We start from the raw sequence: 16,663 nt of genomic DNA, 5'->3' as shown, positions 1-16,663 counted from the left end.
GACAGGGACGAAGAAAGCAGGCACGGTGATGTCCGAGGAAGGGCCAGTGAGCGCAGAGTCGCACCGCGACCCGCTGCGCGCCGCCGCCGAGACGATGCGCGAGGTGCGAGAGCGCTGCGTCTGGTCGCAGCAGATCACCCACCGCGATCTCGTGCCGTACCTCATCGAGGAGTCGCACGAGGTGATCGACGCCGTCGAGAACGGCACGAGAGACGATCTGCGCGAAGAACTCGGCGACCTGCTCTGGCAGGTGCTGTTCCACTCCGCGATCGCTGCGCAGGATGCGGACGACCCGTTCGACATCGACGATGTGGCCGCCACGCTGACCGAGAAGATGGTGCGGCGGCATCCTCATGTCTTCGCCGGAGAGGTCGCGACGACGCCCGAAGAGGTCCTCGTGCACTGGAACGCCGCGAAGGCGGCGGAGAAGCGCACGAGACGGAGCGTCCTCGACGGGATCCCGCGTGGGATGCCGGCGCTCGCTCTGGCGCAGAAGATCGTCGGTCGCGCGGCGGGGGCCGGTGTCGTCGCCGGGGCGGATGCGGCGTCAGGTGACGCGAGGCCGTCCTCGGAGACCGAGCTGGGCGACGCTCTGCTCGCTCTCGTCGCGGTCGCCCGTGCCGAGGGCTGGGATGCGGAACGGGCACTGCGAGAACGGCTCAGAGCGGTCGAGGCCGAGGTCCGCGAGGCGGAATCGGGGGCCTGAGGCCGCAGGCCGCCCCGCCGACCTGGAAAGATGGAGGCGTGGCTACTGTGAACCCGCCGCGCGGAATGCGCGACATCCTCCCCGCCGACAAGGCCCGCCGCGAGCGCGTCCTCGCCGTCATCCGCGATCGATACCGCTCGCATGGCTTCGACGAGATCGAGACCCCCGCGCTCGAGGAGTACTCGCGACTGCACGCCGGCATCGGCGGAGACAACGAGAAGCTCGCATACAACGTGCTGCGACGCGGCCTCGACGCGGAGGCGATCCGTGACGCCGCCGGCGATCAGAGCGCGTTGGCAGACCTGGGTCTGCGCTACGACCTCACGGTTCCCCTCGCGCGCTTCTATGCGAGCAACCGCGGGCAGCTTCCCGGTGTGTTCCGCGCCATCCAGATCGGGCCGGTCTGGCGCGCCGAGCGTCCCCAGAAGGGCCGCTACCGCCAGTTCGTGCAGTGCGACATCGACATCATCGGCGACGACTCCTCACGCGCAGAGGCCGAGCTCATGGTCGCCTCGCTCGACGCGGTCGACGCGCTGGGCCTCGAAGGAGCGACCGTTCGCATCAATGATCGACGTGCGCTCGACTGGATGCTCGACAGCTTCGGCTTCACCGGCGACGAGCGCCCCGGCGTTCTGATCACGATCGACAAGCTCGACAAGATCGGTCCGGACGGCGTCGCCGCCGAACTGCGCGAGCGCGGCTCGGCAGCAGCGGCCGTCGACGCGTTCGAGGCGTTCCTCCTTCGTCCGCAGACCATGGAGTACAACCCGTTCGGTGAGCGGCAGATCCGCAAGGCGCTCCCCGAGAACGCTCCGGAGGAGATCGTCGGACACCTCGTCGGCATCGGCGAGGCCGTCGCCGCGGGGCGAGGCGCGACCGACATCCCGCTGGTCTTCGACCCGTTCCTCGTGCGCGGCATGGGCTACTACACCGGCACGATCTTCGAGCTCGCGCATCCGTCTGTGTCGTACTCGCTCGGCGGCGGCGGCCGCTATGACGGTATGATCGGGCGGTTCCTCGGTCAGCAGGTCCCGGCCGTGGGCTTCTCCCTCGGCTTCGAGAGGCTCGTCGATCTCGTGACGGCGGGAGCGGATGCCGGCGAACGCGCCGTCGTGCTCATCCACGACGCCGACGTGCCGGTCGCCGAGCTCGTCACGCACAAGGCGGGGCTCGTGGCATCCGGGGCCAGGGTCAGGCTCGAACGGCGCACGAAGAACGTGAAGGCACTGCTCGAGCGCTCGGCCGCCGACGGATACACCGAGTTCGCGACCGTCTCGGCGGGCGCCGCCGAGCTGGAGCTCAAGCCGCTGGCCTGAGGCGCGGCTCCTCCTTCGCATTCCGGGCACGGCGTTCGAACTCTGGGTCCGTCTGCAGGAAGACCGCACGGGATGCAGGGGCAGACCGCTGGTTTCGTCCTGCGGACGTGCCCCGGTCCTGCAGACGGACACTGCGGATGCCGTTCACTCGGCGTTCACGCGGGTCGGATCGAATCAGGGCATGAGCCGACAGTACTTCGTCGCCTTCGCCGCGATCGGTGCCGCGTCGGTCTCGGCCGCCGTCGGCATCCGGTTCGTGCTCACGCGTCAGGCGGCGATCGCGCGTCGGCGCATCGGCAAACCGCTCGGCGAGCAGTCGATCGATGCTGATCGCGTCTGGCGCCGTGCGCTCGACGGCGATCCTGTGCAGCTTCTCGTGCTGGGCGACTCGGTGGCGGCGGGTCTCGGCGCCGAGCGCCGCAAGGAGACGCTCGGCGGACGGCTCGCGAAAGGAATGGCACGGCGGATGCGGCGGCCCGTGCGCCTGCGCACCGCCGCGGTCGTCGGTGCGGAGTCGCCCGATCTCGCCGCTCAGCTCGCGGGTCTGCCCGATGGCTACGCACCGCACGTGGCTGTGATCGTGGTCGGAGGCAATGACGTCACCCACCGCCTCCCGATCGCCGTCTCCACACAGCACTTACGCGACACGATCCTGCACCTGCGCCGCCAGGGCACCGAGGTCGTCGTCGGCACATGCCCCGACCTCGGCGCTCTGCGCCCCGTGCCACAGCCGCTGCGGAGGCTGATCTCGAGCGTGTCGCGCAGGCTGGCCGAAGCGCAGGCCGAGACCGCACGCTCGGCGGGGGCGCGGCCCGTCGATCTCCGCCGAGCCGTGGGCCCGATGTTCTTCGACGATCCCGATGCCATGTTCAGCCTGGATCGCTTCCATCCGAGCCCGCTCGGCTACCGGCGCACGGCCGAGGTGCTGCTCCCTGCCGCGTGCCTCGCGGCAGAGGCGGCTCTCAGCTCGCGTCGTCAGACGGTGCCGCGCTGAACGACGCGGCCCAGTCGGCGACGCGACGCGCGCTCTCGTCGTCCGAGAGGTCTTCGACGCGGGTCATCACCGACCACCTCACGCCGAAGGGGTCGCGGATGCTCGCGAATCGGTCGCCCGAGACGAAGGCAGACGGAGCTTCGCGCACGGTCGCTCCCGCGGCGACCGCCCGCTCGACCACGGCGTCGACGTCCGAGACGTAGAGACCCATCGAGTAGCAGTCGTCGTCACCCGACGGCGCGGGAACCAGGTGATACTCGGGGCTCGGTTCGCCCAGTTGCAGGCGACCGAGGCCGAAGTCGAGATCGGCGTGGGCGACGACGCCCCCGAACTCCGTGACGTCGACGACGCGGGCGCCGAAGACGTCTCGGTAGAAGTCGATCGCCTCTCTGGCTCCGGCGATCGCGAGGAACGGAGTGAGCGAGGTCGCGCTGTGCGGGCGGCCGTCGGTGGTGTGTTCGCCGGTCACGCCGGTCGTGTTCTCGGTGGTCATGCGTTCACGGTACGGAGCCCTCGGGGTGTGCGCTTGAACATCGACGACAGACTGCGGGGCGCGTCCTCTGCGCGTGGCGCGAGGGTCGTAGGGTCGAAGACATGGATGTCGAATACCTCCCGAGCGACGAATAGACATGCGTCCGACGCGTGGAGTGCTCTACCCGGCCCGGCTGCCCGAGTTCCATCGGCTGCCGCCCGCGGCGGGCGCGCGGGATCTCGCCGTGTGGTTCTGGATCCCGGAGTGGTCGACAGAGCCCGGCCGGTCATCGCGGCAGGAGATCGTCGGCTACCCGGCGCTCAATCTCGTGGTCGAGCAGGGCGCGGTCACTCTGTCGGGCGCGACGACGCGGGCGTCGCATCGCGACCTGCGCGGAACCAGCTGGGCGGTCGGCGCGCTGTTGCGGCCAGCGGCTGTGGCAGCGCTCGTCGACGACCCGGCTGCGCTCGTCGACACCGAGACGATCATCGACGCGCCTGACCTGGCGGATGCGATCGGTGCCGCCATGAGCACAGGGGAGGGGCGCCGCGAACGCGCCGTCGCGGTCTTCTCCGACTGGCTCGTGCGCCGGGTCGGGGCTGTCGACGATCCCGCACGGCACGCGAACGCGCTCGTCGACGTGCTCATGGGTGATGATGCCGCCGGCAGCGTCGAAGAGGCGGCGATGCGTCTGGCCGTCTCGGTGCGCACACTGCAGCGGATGGCCCACCGACACGTGGGCGTCTCACCGGCGGCGATGATCCGCCGGCGTCGCCTTCAGGAGGCCGCCGAGCGGCTGCGCCTCGATCCGGGGATCGAGCTGTCGGTCCTCGCGGCAGACCTCGGATACGCCGATCACGCGCACCTCACACGTGACTTCCGCAGCATCCTCGGCATGGCCCCTCGCACGTATCGCGCAGGATCGTCCGAGCAGTCCCCGGACGAGAATGCGCGCATGTGATCACCGCGACAGTCTGAGGCGAGTCATCCGATAGAGCACTCCGACGAGCACGACCGCGGTTCCGATCGCCGAGGCCACGACGGGCAGCGTGTTCACGAGCAGCAGGCAGCCCAGAACTCCGATGACCTGCAACGCGCGGGGATAGCGGCGGGCAGCCGCCTGCTGTCGGAACGCCGCGGCATTCGCGATGAGGTAGTACAGCAGCACCCCGAACGAGGAGAACCCGATCGCGTCGCGAAGGTCGGCGACGACCACGATCCCGACGATGATCAGCGCGATCGTGATCTCGGCACGACGCGGCACCTGCCAGCGCTCGTCGACCTTCGCGAGGAACCGCGGCAGGTCCTGCTCGCGGGCCATGGCCAGGGTCGTCCGCCCGATGCCGGTGAGCAGCGCGAGCAGAGCGCCGAGCGAGGCCGCCGCCGCCGCGATGCGGATGACCGGGGTGAGAGCCTGCCACCCGGTGGCCGCTGCGACGTCGGACAGAGGCGTCGTGCTCGTCGCCGCGTCGCCACCGAGGACGAGGACGACCGTGATCGCGACGAGCGTGTAGACGACGACCGCACCGCCCAGCGCGAGGGCGATGGCGCGCGGGATCGTCCGGGCAGGGTCGACGACCTCCTCGCCCATGGTCGCGATGCGCGCGTACCCTGCGAACGCGAAGAAGAGCAGTCCTGCGCCCTGCAGCACGCCGTACGCGCTGGCATCGGGAAGAGGGGCGGGGGTCGCCGTAGACGATCCGCCGAGTCCGGTCGCGACGACGAGCGCGAGCCCCAGCAGGGAGCACGCGACGAGCACCCGGGTGACGAGCGCGGTTCGCGTGACGCCGAAGCAGTTGACGGCTGCGAGCGCGACGACTGCGGCCACGGCCACCGGCACCTGCCAGCCCTCGGGCGCCGCGTAGGCGGCGAAGGTCATGGCCATCGCGGCGCAGCTCGCGATCTTGCCGATCACGAAGCTCCAGCCGGCCACGAAACCCCACCACGGACCGATCTCTGCTCTGGCGTACGCATAGGTGCCGCCGGCAACGGGGTGCGCTGCGGCGAGCTGCGCCGACGCGGTGGCGTTGCAGTAGGCGACGATCGCGGCGATCCCCAGGGCGATCAGGATGCCGCTGCCGGCGACGCCCATCGCGGGCGCCCACACCGAGAACACGCCCGCACCGATCATCGAACCGAGTCCGATGGCGACGGCGTCGCCGAGTCTCAGGCGGCGTGCGAGGGGCATCCCGTCATCGTGTCATGCGAGGGTGAATTCGCGGTGACTTCCTCGCTGCTCAGCCGCGAGCCGCGGTCACGCGCTTCTTCTCGCGGATGTAGACCTCGCGTCGCACTTTCGCGACGACATCGCCGTCGCGGTCGGTGATCACGGTCTCGAACCACTCGAGCACCTTCGTGCCGCCGTGCGCGCGCTCGCGGATCTCCTCGACCCGCTCCCTGCTGACCTCGAACTCGGCTGTGAGGATCCCGCGGCCGGGCTTGAGGAACTCGATCTCGCCGCGGGTGTCCCACACCACGTAGTCGCGTCCGAGCTGGTGCATCACGAGCATGAAGAAGTACGGGTCGGTCATCGCAGACATCGAGCCGCCGAACGCCGTCTTGACGTAGTTGCGTGTGAAGACGTTCACATGCAGCTCGACGGTCGCGTGGGTCCAGTCCTCGCTGAATCGGCGGATGCGGATGCCGCTGAAGAGATTGGGGAACCACAGGCTCATGCCGATGGCGAGGCGTCGGGGAGTGATGCGCATGAAGTCAGTGTGGATGACGCCGGGATCGCCACAAAGATCACTGGAGGGATCGAACAGTTGTTATAGTTTGTGTAGAACTAGTAGAAGAGAGGAGGCGGGATGCTGATCCGCATAGACCCCGACAGCGCTCGGCCGCTCTTCGACCAGGTGGCGGCGTCCGTTCGCGCCGACGTCCTCGCCGGCCGGCTCACGCCGGGCGACCGACTCCCCTCCGCCCGCGAGCTCGCGGATGCGCTCGAGATCAACCTGCATACGGTGCTCCGCGCCTACCAGCAGCTGCGAGACGAAGGACTGATCGATCTGCGACGAGGCAGGGGAGCCGTCGTGTCCCCGGCCGCCGCCCCACTCGCCGAGCTCTCCCACGACATCGCCGCCCTTGTGGCCCGTGCGGCGTCGCTCGGCCTCTCGCCCCCCACCCTGGCCGCCCTCATCAAGGAGACCGAAGCATGACCGCCGAGATCCGCCGAGCCCGCACCGCGTTCTGGTGGGTGGGGGTGATCGTCCCCGCGGCCCTGATCGCGCTCGCCGCAGTCGTCGTCGTCGCCTGGCTGCCCGAGATCCCCGATCCGGCGGCGGTCCACTGGGGCCTCGACGGGGTCGACGGCTTCGGGCCGCGGTGGACGCCGTTGGCGTTGCTCATCGGTCTGGGCGGCGGGACGATCGTGCTGTTCGCGATCATCGCCCTGTTCTCGCACAGACTGCCCGCGCACGGTGCATCGACGTCGAGTGCACCACCGCAGTGGTCGACGACCGCCCGTCTGCTCGGAGCCGCAAGCCTCGGCATCGCGGGCATGATGTCGATGCTCGCCGTCGTCTCGACCGCCGCTCAGCGCGGCCTTTCGGATGCGGCCGAGGCCGCCGACATCACGCCGTGGGTCCCGGTCTTCTTCCTGGTCTCAGCCGGGCTGGCCGCCGCCGGGTGGTTCCTGCAGCCGAAGGTGCAGTTCGCGCCCGCAGCATCCGAGCCACCGGCGGAACCCCTGCCGCTCGCCGATCATGAACGCGCCGTATGGATGAAGACCGTCGGCATCGCCCGGAGCGGTCAGGTGGTCCTGGGGATCGGCGTCTTCCTCACGATCGCGATGAGCGTGCTGCTCCTTGCACGGGGCGTGGCTGCCGGATGGATCGTCGCGGTCATCGCGCTGATCCTCGTGATCCTCGTGGCGAGCGGTCTCTCGTTCCGGGTCCGCGCGAGCGCCGCGGGTCTCCGGGTGCGCTCGGCAGCGGGCTGGCCACGACTCGAGATCCCCGCCACGGAGATCGCGAGCACCCGGGCGGTTCAGGTCAACCCCTTCGCAGAGTTCGGAGGCTGGGGCTACCGCTTCGGCACGGACGGGCGGCGAGGATTCGTCCTGCGCACCGGAGAGGCCCTCGAAGTCACTCGCACCGACGGCCGCGTCTTCGTCGTCACCGTCGACGACGCGGCCACTGCGGCATCCGTCCTGGCCTCGGCCGCATCCCGATGACCACGCCCCTCGGCGAACCCGAACAGGGAGAGCACCCATGACCCGCATCCGAGCCGCAGCCATCATCGTCTTCGTCGCACTCGCGTGCGGACTCGCGTGGGTGGTCGCCCTCCCTCTCTGGCTGGGCGACGGACTCGCCGAGCCGAGCACCTGGTTCCTCCTGCCGGTGATGATGCTGACCCCCGCGATCGCCGCACTGGTGGTCACCTTCACGATGCGAATCCCGTCGAGGGGCGAGCGGGCGCGATTCCTCGGGCTGTGGCCGCTGCGTCCGGCGAAGCGGGTCGTCTGGCTGATGGTGGCCGGCTGGCTCGTACCGCCCCTTCTCGTCGCCCTCGGCATCGTGCTCGCGGCAGCGCTCGGGTTCGTGCAGCTCGACCTGACCTTCGCCGCGTTCTCCGCAGAGGTCGCGAAGGCGCTCCCCGCCGGTGCGCCGATGCCGCCGATCGAGGTCGTCGTGATCTCGCAGATCGTGATGATCCCCTTCGGCGCACTCCTCAACAGCGTGCTGGCGTTCGGCGAAGAGCTCGGATGGCGCGGATGGCTGGTGCCCGCGCTGCGTCCGCTCGGCACCTGGCCCACGCTGCTCCTCAGCGGAGCGATCTGGGGCGTCTGGCACAGCCCGCTGATCCTGCTGGGCTACAACTTCGGACGCACAGACATCACCGGTGTGCTCTTCATGATCGGTGGCTGCATGGCCTGGGGTGTTCTCCTGGGCTGGCTGCGCCTGCGCTCCGCCTCGGTCTGGCCTGCTGTGCTCGCCCATGGCTCCCTCAACGCCGCCGCCGGGCTGATCGTCGTCTTCGCCGCATCGCAGCCCGATCTCGCGCTCGCCGGACCGCTCGGCCTCGCGGGGTGGATCGTCGCGGCAGCGGTCATCGCCGTCCTCGTCGTCACCGGGCAGTTCCGTGAACAGCCCGAGCTCGCCGACGGGCCCGGCCGACTGCTGTCCGCTCCGCGCGCGGAGTAGCCTCCGCAACCCTCTTGACGCTCCCGAGGCGTCGCGGTTTGCTGAGGGCATGGATTCCACTCCCGCAGCCTGGTCGAACGCCGATGCCTATCTCGCCGAGCTGCTCGTGGGGCACGATCCGCACCTCGAGTCGGCGCTGTCGGCCCAGCGCGACGCCGGTCTCCCCGAGATCGAGGTCGCGCCCGTCGGCGGCAAGATGCTCAACCTCCTCGCGCGCATCAGCGGCGCTCGCCGCGTGCTCGAGATCGGCACGCTCGGGGGCTATTCGACGATCTGGCTCGCTCGGGCCGTGGGGCCGGAAGGCCGCGTCGTCACGGTCGAGGCCGAAGCCGACAACGGCGCCGTCGCGCGGGCGAGCATCGATGCCGCCGGGGTCGGAGAGCGTGTCGACATCCGGATCGGCCGGGGTGCCGACGTGCTCCCGACGCTGGTGGGCGGCTTCGACCTGGTCTTCATCGATGCCGACAAGGAGTCGAACACCGTCTACCTCGACTGGGCGGCGAAGCTGGGGCATCCGGGAACCGTGATCGTGCTCGACAACATCGGACGGGAGGGCGAGATCGTCCGTGCGGACTCGACCGACTCCAAGGTCGTCGGCACCAGAGACGCGCTGCGGATGCTGGGGGAGGATCCCCGCTTCGACGCGACCGCCCTGCAGACGGTCGGCGCCAAGGGCTGGGACGGCTTCGCCCTCGCCGTCGTGGTGTGAGCCGCCGAGACGGACCCGGGAGGTCGAGCGCGGGCGGGCTAGACTGGGCGCGGATCGACGACGCTCCACACAACCTTTTCTCTGAGCAAGGAGCACATCAGTGGCACTGATCGAGGCTGTAGGCGCACGCGAGATTCTCGACTCGCGCGGTAACCCGACCGTTGAGGTGGAGGTGCTCCTCGACGACGGTGTGGTCCAGCGGGCGGCCGTCCCGTCCGGTGCATCCACCGGCGCATTCGAGGCGTACGAGCTCCGCGACGGCGACAAGAGCCGCTACGGCGGAAAGGGCGTCCTCAAGGCGGTCGACGCCATCATCGACGAGCTCGGCCCGGCGCTCGAGGGTGTCGAGGCGAGCGAGCAGCGCATCGTCGACGCGATCCTGATCGAGACCGACGGCACCGACAACAAGCAGCGCACCGGCGCCAACGCGATCCTCGGCGTCAGCCTCGCGGTCGCCAAGGCCGCGGCCGACTCCGCAGACCTGCCGCTGTTCCGCTACCTGGGCGGCCCGAACGCGCACCTGCTGCCCGTTCCGCTCTTCAACGTCATCAACGGCGGCGAGCACGCCGACAACGGCATCGACATGCAGGAGTTCTTCCTCGCCCCGATCGGCGCCGAGACCTACTCCGAGGCACTCCGCTGGGGCGTCGAGACCTACCACGTGCTGCGCGGCGAGCTGAAGGCCGCCGGCTACGCGACGGGTCTCGGCGACGAGGGCGGCTTCGCCCCCGATCTGCCCAGCAACCGCGAGGGTCTCGACTTCCTCGTCAAGGCGATCGAGAAGGCCGGCTTCACGCCGGGCACCGACATCGCGCTGGGCCTCGACGTCGCAGCCACCGAGTTCTTCAAGGACGGCGTCTACCGCCTCGACAACAAGGACTGGAGCGGCCCCGAGCTGATCGAGTACTACGAGGGCCTGGTCAACGACTTCCCGATCGTCACGATCGAGGACGCGCTGGCTGAGGACGACTGGGACAACTGGAAGCTCCTCACCGACGCTCTCGGCTCGAAGGTCCAGCTCGTCGGCGACGACCTGTTCGTGACGAACCCGACCCGTCTCGCCGACGGCATCAAGCGCGGCGTCGCCAACTCGCTGCTCGTCAAGGTCAACCAGATCGGAACGCTCACCGAGACGTTCGACGCGGTCAGCCTCGCGCAGCGCTCGGGCTACACCGCCATGCTGTCGCACCGTTCGGGTGAGACCGAGGACACCACGATCGCCGACCTCGTGGTCGCGACGAACGCGGGTCAGATCAAGGCTGGTGCGCCTGCTCGCAGCGAGCGCGTCGCGAAGTACAATCAGCTTCTGCGCATCGAGGAGGAGCTGGGCGACGCGGCTGTCTTCGCCGGCCGTTCCGCGTTCCCGCGCTACCAGGGCTGAACACAGCAGAGACAGACACACGCCGCCTGAGCGGCACGTACGGAGGAGGAGCCGTGGCACGACGACCGGCTCCTCCTTCGGCGTCTTCGGGCGCATCCCGCACCACGCCGGCGGCGAAGTCGACCCCGCGTCCGTCCGCCCGTCGGCCCCGGGGAGCCGCGAATCGAGGCTCCCAGGAGCGTCGGGTCGACGTGCGCGAGTGGGCCTCCGGCATCCGCCTCTCGGCGTTCTCGGTCATCATGCTGTCGCTCGTCGTGCTCGGGGCATGGGTGCTGGTGCCGACGCTGGGCACCTTCATCGACCAGCGGCAGAAGATCTCGGCTCTGGAGCAGTCGATCCAGGTCTCCGAAGACCAGATCGCGGCGCTCGAGAAAGAGCGTGAGCGCTGGAGCGACCCGGCCTACATCACCACCCAGGCGCGTGAGCGCCTGTACTACGTCAAGCCCGGCGAGGTCGTGTATCTGATCGACAACGATCTCGACCCCGCAGCGCTCCCGCAGCAGCAGGGGCCGGTCAGCGACACCCTCGAAGAGACGCCCTCCGACTGGATGCCGCAGCTGCTGCGCACGCTGACGTCCGCGGGGCTGAGCGACACGGCCGCCGTCAGCCGCTGACCGTCGGGCGCCGCCGAGCGGGGAGCGCGCTCAGAGCATCCTCCCGGTCGGCTCCCGTACGCTGGATAGGTGACCACGCCGCCATTCCCCGCCCCCACGACCGCCGAGCTCGCCGTGGTGTCGGCCCAGTTGGGCAGGACCGCCCGTGGCGTCGTGGGAATCGCAGCCCGCTGCGAGTGCGGCAACCCCACGGTCGTCGCCACGACACCCAGGCTCCCGGACGGAACACCGTTCCCCACGTTCTACTACCTGACGCATCCGGCCGCGACGGCCGCGATGTCGACCCTCGAGGCCACGCAGGTCATGCCCGAGCTCTCCGCGCTGCTCGCCGAGGACGAGGGCGTCGCCGCGGCGTACCTCGCCGCGCATGAGGCGTACCTCGCCGACCGGGCGCAGTTCGGCGAGGTCAGCGAGATCGATGGCATCTCCGCCGGCGGCATGCCGTCGCGCGTCAAGTGCCTGCATGCTCTGGCCGGTCATGCTCTCGCGGCAGGTCCCGGCGTGAACCCGATCGGCGATGCGGCGCTCGAGCGCTCGACGTGGTCGCCGGAGAAGTGCCGGTGCGACGACCCCGGTGCGGCCCTGCGTGACGTCGAGGCATCGACCGCATGAGGCGGCCGCGGATGCTGCGCAACGGCGTCGCGATGGCGACGATCGTGGCATCCGTCCTGCTCCTCGGCGCGGCAGCGACCCCGCCGCCGGTGCCGGACGACCCCGCAGATCCGGATCGCGCCGCTCAGTACTGGCTCGACGGAGCCGGCATCCGCGACGCCTGGCAGACCACTCGCGGCGACGGGGTCACGATCGCCGTCATCGACACCGGGATCGGCAAGGTCCCTGGCGTGTTCGATGACGCCGTCGTGGGTGGCACCGACGTGTCTGGCACCGGAACCCCCGACGGCCGCACCCCGGTGGGTGCCATCGACGGCAATCACGGCTCGTGGGTGGCCTCGCTCGCCGCCGGACGCGGCTCTGCCGACGGCAAGGGCATGATCGGAGTCGCCCCCGAGGCCGATCTGCTGTCGATCTCCGTGGGCTTCGGCGCCGCCGCCGCAGTGCCGTTCACCGAGCAGGTCGCGAAGGCCATGCGGTGGGCGGTCGACCATGGGGCCGACATCATCAACCTCTCGTTCACCACGAACACGCTGGACTGGGACAGGAGCTGGGACGACGCGTTCCTCTACGCATTCGAGCATGACGTGGTGGTGGTCGTCGCCGCGGGAAACCGGGGGAGCGGCACCAACATCATCGGCGCTCCCGCGACGATCCCCGGCGTGCTGACGGTCGGCGGAGTCGACCAGACGGGCACGGCGAGCATCGAGGCGTCGACTCAGGGGATCACCATCGGGATCGCCGCGCCCAGTGAGGGGCTGCGGGGCGTCTCGGCCGACGGCACCGTCGTGCCCTGGAGCGGCACGAGCGGTGCGGCGCCCATCGTCGCAGGCATCGCGGCGCTCGTCCGGTCTGCGCACCCCGAGCTCGATGCCGCCAACGTCATCAATCGCATCATCAAGACCGCGATCAAGGTGCCGGGCATGGCCGACCTCCCCGATCCTCTCTACGGCTACGGGCTGGTGGATGCCGACGCGGCGATCACCGCGGACGTGCCGAAGGTCTCCGAGAATCCGATGGGCGACCTCGCCGAGTGGGTCCGCCTGTTCCGACGCGCAGAGAGCGTTCCGCAGCCCGAACCCACCGCCGCGCCGGTCGAGGTGCCGCCCCTGCCGGATGCCGACGCGCCGACCGAGCCCGGTTCACCGCTGCTTCCCAGCGCTGATTCGCTGCGCTACGGTACCCTGCCGCTCATCGCGCTCACAGTCCCTGGTATCCTGATAGCGCTTGGCGTCACCGCAGCTGCCCGGCGCATCCGATCGGCGCGCGCTCGCACGCCACATCCCTGACTCCCGAGGAGTTGTCCCCCTGTGCCTCAGAACAGCACTGTGCCCAAGATTCTGATCGTCGGTGGAGGCTATGCAGGCTTCTACACGGCGTGGAAGCTGGAGAAGCACCTTCGCAAGGGTGAAGCAGACGTCACCATGGTCGACCCGCTGCCGTACATGACGTACCAGCCGTTCCTTCCCGAGGTCGCCGCCGGCTCGATCGAAGCCCGCCACTCGGTGGTCGCGCACCGTCGTCACCTCAAGCGAACGAACGTGCTCACCGCCAAGGTGACGGGCATCAACCACGCTGAGAAGGTCGCGACGATCACCCCTCCGGTGGGAGAGCCGTACGAGTTCTCGTACGACCAGATCGTGGTGACCGCTGGCGCGGTCTCCCGCACCTTCCCGATCCCCGGCATCGCCGACAACGCGATCGGTCTGAAGACCATCGAAGAGGCCGTCGCGATCCGCGATCGCCTGATGTCGAACTTCGACAAGGCGGCCTCGCTGCCCGCCGGACCCGCGCGCGATCGTCTGCTCTCGGTCGTCGTCGTCGGTGGTGGCTTCGCCGGCATCGAGGTCTTCGCAGAGCTCCGTTCGCTCGCGTCGTCGCTCGTGGGCAAGTACCCGCAGATCAGCTTCGAAGACACGCACTTCCACCTCATCGAGGCGATGGGCCGCATCATGCCCGAGGTGTCGCTGCCGACGAGCGAGTGGGTCCTCAAGGACCTGGCGAAGCGAGGCGCCAACGTGCACCTCGACACGCAGCTCACCAGCGCCGTCGACGGCAACGTCGAGCTGTCGACCGGCGAGGTCATCCCCACCGACCTGATCGTCTGGACCGCCGGTGTCATGGCGAACCCGACCGTCGTGCGCGGCGGCGATCTGCCGATCGAAGAGCGCGGCCGCATCCAGACCCGCGCAGACCTCCGTGTCGGCACGCCCGAGGCCTTCGTCGAGGGCGCCTGGGCCGCCGGTGACGTCTCGGCCGTTCCCGACCTCTCGGGTGGTGGCGTCGGCGGCTTCTGCGTGCCGAACGCGCAGCACGCCGTGCGTCAGGCGAAGCTCCTCGCGAAGAACCTCGTCGCCGTGCTGCGTGGTGAGGACCCCAAGGAGTACTTCCACAAGAACCTCGGTGCCGTCGCCGGCCTCGGGCTCTACAACGGTGTCTTCCAGTCCGGCAAGATCGCGCTCAAGGGCTTCGTCGCCTGGGTCGCGCACCGTGGCTACCACGGTCTCGCGATGCCGACGTGGGAGCGCAAGTTCCGCGTGGTCTGGGGCTGGTGGAACAACCTGTGGCTCGGCCGCGACCTGGTGAACCTCGAGACGGTGCAGAACCCGCGCTACGTCTTCGAGGAGTTCGCTGCACGCCCGCGTCCGGCCGCTGACGCTCCGGCTCCCGCCGTCACGGCTCCGGCCGCTCAGGCGACCGCCTCCGACAAGGCCGCCGACGAGAAGCCGGCAGGTCAGAAGACCGCCGCCACGAAGCCGGCTGCGAAGAAGACCGCTGCGACGGCTGCCGCCAAGTAGTCATCCCCTCGAACGCCCCGACTCTTCGGAGTCGGGGCGTTCGTCGTCTCCGGCGAGGGCGTGTCTTGCACCGGCCTCATAGGCGCGCTTGCTAGCCTCGGCAGCGCAAGGGGAGTACTCCCGTCTGCGGTGGCGTCGTCATTACGGACACGAAGTCGTGTTCCGGCCCACCGGCCCGTGAGGGTGGAGGAGACCTGGCGTCCGTATCCGCGGACGACCATGGACCCTCACTGCCCCGCTGTCGAGTTCCGTGGTCGTCCACACCCACGAAGGAACCGTCACCATGGGAAAACTCAACCGACTGCTCGGGATGGCCGCTCGCGCCCTCGATCTCGACGAGAACGGATCCCGCACGGATCGCACCGGTTCGCAGGCAGCGACGCCGTCTTCACCGGTCGGGCGTCAGGCCGGAACCGATCGCTACTCGCCCCCGCCCGCGCGTCCGTCGGGCCGGGATCCCTACTCGCCGCCTGCGGCCGGCGCGCGCGGTGCAGCCGGTGCGCGCGGTGCGGCCGGTGCGGTGTCGGATGCCGACCGGGCAGCCATCGCGCGGTACGACTACCTGCTCGAGACTGCCGATCCGCACCGCGTGGAGCAGATCCATCGCGAGGCCTTCGCGCGCCTGACTCCCGCGCAGCGGGCGCAGGTGCAGGAGCGCATGAACGCAGAACTCGCTCCGGGCGAGCGCCCGGCATCGGCATCGGCCGATGATCTCGCCCGCGCCGCCGGTCGGTCCGAGGCGGCCCGTCCGGGGCGCATGCGCGGCATCCTCTCGCGCGTGCGCGGGTTCGGTGCTGCCGGTGCGGTCGGCGGAGCCGCGGTGGGCGCGCTGGGGGTCGTCGCGGTGGGCGCGGTCGGCAGTGCCGTCGCCGCTCCTCTCCTCGAGCAGGCTGCCGGTCTCGGAGTCGACTTCGACGCCCTCGCTCAGGGCGTCGACGTCGAGGCGATCGCGAGCGGCCTCGGCGGCGAGGAGCTTGCGGGAGCGGCGGAAGGGGTTCTCGGGTCGGCGGGCGAGACCGTCTCGGGCCTCGGCGACACGGCGAGCGAATGGGGACAGCGGCTCGGTGATCTCGGCATTCCGGGCATCGGCGATCTGTTCGGTCGATGAGCACCGCCGGCATGAGCACCGCCAGCATGACCGCCGCCCCGTCGGCGTCGGATCACGGGTTCTCCGGCCTCACCGGATTCGCCGCTGACGTTCTCACCCAGCTCGGCGACATCGGGGTGGGTGTGCTGGTGTTCTTCGAGGTGCTCGTCCCGCCCATTCCCAGCGAGGTGATCCTGCCCTTCGCGGGGTATCTGAGCCAGAGCGGCGAGCTCACCCTCGGATGGCTGATCGTCTGGAGCACTCTGGCGTCGTGGATCGGCGCACTCCTGCTCTATTGGCTCGGTGCGGCGATCGGCATCGATCGGGCGGTACGGCTCCTCTCCGCCACCAAGCTGGTCAGCCGTGCGGACCTGGATCGCGGAGTGCACTGGTTCCGGCGAAGCGGCGGGTGGACGGTGCTCGTCGGCCGGATGGTTCCCGGCGTGCGCAGCCTCATCTCGATTCCCGCGGGCGCGACTCGCATGAACCTGACCCGCTTCAGCGTGTACACGATCGTGGGCAGCGGCCTGTGGAACACGCTGCTCATCGGGGTCGGTGCGCTGCTCGGCACTCAGCACGAACAGCTGGAGCACCTGCTCGGCTACCTCGACTACGCCGTGTACTCCGCGCTCGCCATCGCGCTCGCCGTGCTCATCGTCCGACGCGTCCGTGAGGCACGTGGGTCGAAGGCGCGGAGCACGCGTCCACCCGATCTCGCGGACCGGCTCGTGGAGGACTGAGCAGAGCACGACGTGCCCCCGCTGGGACTCGAACCCAGACTGAAGCGATTTTAAGTCGCCTGCCTCTGCCATTGGGCTACGGGGGCTCCA

At 69.8% G+C, this 16,663-nt stretch carries 18 protein-coding genes and 1 tRNA gene; 15 read left to right on the top strand and 4 right to left on the bottom strand.

Features of this window, described 5'->3' with window-relative positions; genetic code table 11:
- The first annotated feature begins 28 nt into the window (after window positions 1-28).
- The 3 genes from OB895_RS06360 to OB895_RS06350 all read left to right on the top strand — a co-directional run bounded on the left by OB895_RS06360 (window position 29) and on the right by OB895_RS06350 (window position 3,016).
- Window positions 29-706: a nucleoside triphosphate pyrophosphohydrolase gene (locus OB895_RS06360; protein ID WP_311879918.1), complete on the top strand. Its 678-nt coding sequence runs from the start codon at window positions 29-31 to the stop codon at window positions 704-706.
- Between the two features lie 65 nt (window positions 707-771).
- Window positions 772-2,022, top strand: a complete 1,251-nt coding sequence (locus OB895_RS06355; protein WP_309694250.1) for a histidine--tRNA ligase — start codon at window positions 772-774, stop codon at window positions 2,020-2,022.
- A 181-nt stretch (window positions 2,023-2,203) separates the two neighbouring features.
- Window positions 2,204-3,016: an SGNH/GDSL hydrolase family protein gene (locus OB895_RS06350; RefSeq protein ID WP_311879504.1), complete on the top strand. Its 813-nt coding sequence runs from the start codon at window positions 2,204-2,206 to the stop codon at window positions 3,014-3,016.
- Here OB895_RS06350 and OB895_RS06345 read toward each other — a convergent pair.
- Entirely contained in the window at window positions 2,985-3,509 is a 525-nt protein-coding gene (locus OB895_RS06345) for a VOC family protein (RefSeq protein ID WP_042542077.1), read from the bottom strand. The two genes, OB895_RS06350 and OB895_RS06345, sit on opposite strands and share 32 nt — an antisense overlap.
- Window positions 3,510-3,645: 136 nt before the next feature.
- On the opposite strand from OB895_RS06345, the gene OB895_RS06340 reads away from it, so the two are divergent.
- On the top strand, window positions 3,646-4,449 hold the full coding sequence (locus OB895_RS06340) for a helix-turn-helix domain-containing protein (RefSeq protein WP_311879503.1): 804 nt from the start codon (window positions 3,646-3,648) through the stop codon (window positions 4,447-4,449).
- On the opposite strand, the gene OB895_RS06335 is transcribed toward OB895_RS06340, so the two are convergent.
- Window positions 4,450-5,676, bottom strand: a complete 1,227-nt coding sequence (locus tag OB895_RS06335; protein WP_311879501.1) for an APC family permease — start codon at window positions 5,674-5,676, stop codon at window positions 4,450-4,452.
- Window positions 5,677-5,725: 49 nt separating this feature from the next.
- The gene (locus OB895_RS06330) at window positions 5,726-6,196 is read right to left on the bottom strand and encodes a PaaI family thioesterase (RefSeq protein WP_311879499.1); all 471 of its coding nucleotides are present in this window, start codon (window positions 6,194-6,196) and stop codon (window positions 5,726-5,728) included.
- Between the two features lie 99 nt (window positions 6,197-6,295).
- Between OB895_RS06330 and OB895_RS06325 the strand changes: the two genes are divergently transcribed.
- The 11 genes from OB895_RS06325 to OB895_RS06275 all read left to right on the top strand — a co-directional run bounded on the left by OB895_RS06325 (window position 6,296) and on the right by OB895_RS06275 (window position 16,573).
- Window positions 6,296-6,646, top strand: a complete 351-nt coding sequence (locus tag OB895_RS06325; RefSeq protein WP_079112493.1) for a GntR family transcriptional regulator — start codon at window positions 6,296-6,298, stop codon at window positions 6,644-6,646.
- A complete protein-coding gene (locus OB895_RS06320; RefSeq protein ID WP_311879497.1) occupies window positions 6,643-7,662 on the top strand; it encodes a DUF1648 domain-containing protein in 1,020 nt (339 codons plus the stop codon). Before OB895_RS06325 ends, OB895_RS06320 begins: the two co-directional genes overlap by 4 nt.
- Window positions 7,663-7,699: 37 nt before the next feature.
- Window positions 7,700-8,632, top strand: coding sequence for a CPBP family intramembrane glutamic endopeptidase (locus OB895_RS06315; RefSeq protein ID WP_311879495.1), 933 nt, complete (start codon window positions 7,700-7,702; stop codon window positions 8,630-8,632).
- Window positions 8,633-8,681: 49 nt separating this feature from the next.
- Window positions 8,682-9,341, top strand: a complete 660-nt coding sequence (locus OB895_RS06310) for an O-methyltransferase (protein WP_311879493.1) — start codon at window positions 8,682-8,684, stop codon at window positions 9,339-9,341.
- A 100-nt stretch (window positions 9,342-9,441) separates the two neighbouring features.
- Window positions 9,442-10,722, top strand: a complete 1,281-nt coding sequence (gene eno, locus OB895_RS06305; protein ID WP_042542068.1) for a phosphopyruvate hydratase — start codon at window positions 9,442-9,444, stop codon at window positions 10,720-10,722.
- 53 nt (window positions 10,723-10,775) lie between these two features.
- A complete protein-coding gene (locus OB895_RS06300) occupies window positions 10,776-11,336 on the top strand; it encodes an FtsB family cell division protein (protein ID WP_311879492.1) in 561 nt (186 codons plus the stop codon).
- A gap of 69 nt (window positions 11,337-11,405) precedes the next feature.
- Window positions 11,406-11,948 carry a DUF501 domain-containing protein gene (locus OB895_RS06295; protein WP_056376067.1) on the top strand — a complete coding sequence of 181 codons (543 nt, stop codon included), beginning with the start codon at window positions 11,406-11,408 and terminating at the stop codon, window positions 11,946-11,948.
- 11 nt (window positions 11,949-11,959) lie between these two features.
- Window positions 11,960-13,237 (top strand): S8 family serine peptidase, encoded by a 1,278-nt coding sequence (locus tag OB895_RS06290; protein ID WP_052493021.1) that lies wholly within the window; start codon window positions 11,960-11,962, stop codon window positions 13,235-13,237.
- A 39-nt stretch (window positions 13,238-13,276) separates the two neighbouring features.
- A complete protein-coding gene (locus tag OB895_RS06285; RefSeq protein ID WP_042542206.1) occupies window positions 13,277-14,746 on the top strand; it encodes an NAD(P)/FAD-dependent oxidoreductase in 1,470 nt (489 codons plus the stop codon).
- A 283-nt stretch (window positions 14,747-15,029) separates the two neighbouring features.
- Window positions 15,030-15,854, top strand: coding sequence for a cation-transporting ATPase (locus tag OB895_RS06280; protein ID WP_311879490.1), 825 nt, complete (start codon window positions 15,030-15,032; stop codon window positions 15,852-15,854).
- Between the two features lie 11 nt (window positions 15,855-15,865).
- Window positions 15,866-16,573: a DedA family protein gene (locus OB895_RS06275; RefSeq protein ID WP_311879488.1), complete on the top strand. Its 708-nt coding sequence runs from the start codon at window positions 15,866-15,868 to the stop codon at window positions 16,571-16,573.
- A gap of 13 nt (window positions 16,574-16,586) precedes the next feature.
- Here the strand turns inward: OB895_RS06275 and OB895_RS06270 are convergent.
- Window positions 16,587-16,659: transfer RNA gene (locus OB895_RS06270), tRNA-Leu, on the bottom strand.
- Window positions 16,660-16,663: the final 4 nt, after the last annotated feature.

This window comes from Microbacterium forte, assembly GCF_031885415.1.
GTDB lineage: Bacteria > Actinomycetota > Actinomycetes > Actinomycetales > Microbacteriaceae > Microbacterium > Microbacterium forte.
Note: the sequence above shows the minus strand (reverse complement) of the source record. Positions and strands in the feature narration are given on the sequence as shown.

What these genes read in the sequence shown, in the direction of transcription:
- OB895_RS06310 (WP_311879493.1), top strand. Translation starts at nt 8,682, where the DNA reads ATGGATTCCACTCCCGCAGCCTGGTCGAACGCCGATGCCTATCTCGCC.
- OB895_RS06340 (WP_311879503.1), top strand. Translation starts at nt 3,646, where the DNA reads ATGCGTCCGACGCGTGGAGTGCTCTACCCGGCCCGGCTGCCCGAGTTC.
- OB895_RS06290 (WP_052493021.1), top strand. Translation starts at nt 11,960, where the DNA reads ATGCTGCGCAACGGCGTCGCGATGGCGACGATCGTGGCATCCGTCCTG.
- OB895_RS06350 (WP_311879504.1), top strand. Translation starts at nt 2,204, where the DNA reads ATGAGCCGACAGTACTTCGTCGCCTTCGCCGCGATCGGTGCCGCGTCG.
- OB895_RS06335 (WP_311879501.1), bottom strand. Translation starts at nt 5,676, where the DNA reads ATGCCCCTCGCACGCCGCCTGAGACTCGGCGACGCCGTCGCCATCGGA.
- OB895_RS06275 (WP_311879488.1), top strand. Translation starts at nt 15,866, where the DNA reads ATGAGCACCGCCAGCATGACCGCCGCCCCGTCGGCGTCGGATCACGGG.
- OB895_RS06325 (WP_079112493.1), top strand. Translation starts at nt 6,296, where the DNA reads ATGCTGATCCGCATAGACCCCGACAGCGCTCGGCCGCTCTTCGACCAG.
- OB895_RS06315 (WP_311879495.1), top strand. Translation starts at nt 7,700, where the DNA reads ATGACCCGCATCCGAGCCGCAGCCATCATCGTCTTCGTCGCACTCGCG.
- OB895_RS06360 (WP_311879918.1), top strand. Translation starts at nt 29, where the DNA reads ATGTCCGAGGAAGGGCCAGTGAGCGCAGAGTCGCACCGCGACCCGCTG.
- OB895_RS06345 (WP_042542077.1), bottom strand. Translation starts at nt 3,509, where the DNA reads ATGACCACCGAGAACACGACCGGCGTGACCGGCGAACACACCACCGAC.
- OB895_RS06280 (WP_311879490.1), top strand. Translation starts at nt 15,030, where the DNA reads ATGGGAAAACTCAACCGACTGCTCGGGATGGCCGCTCGCGCCCTCGAT.
- OB895_RS06320 (WP_311879497.1), top strand. Translation starts at nt 6,643, where the DNA reads ATGACCGCCGAGATCCGCCGAGCCCGCACCGCGTTCTGGTGGGTGGGG.
- OB895_RS06355 (WP_309694250.1), top strand. Translation starts at nt 772, where the DNA reads ATGCGCGACATCCTCCCCGCCGACAAGGCCCGCCGCGAGCGCGTCCTC.
- OB895_RS06330 (WP_311879499.1), bottom strand. Translation starts at nt 6,196, where the DNA reads ATGCGCATCACTCCCCGACGCCTCGCCATCGGCATGAGCCTGTGGTTC.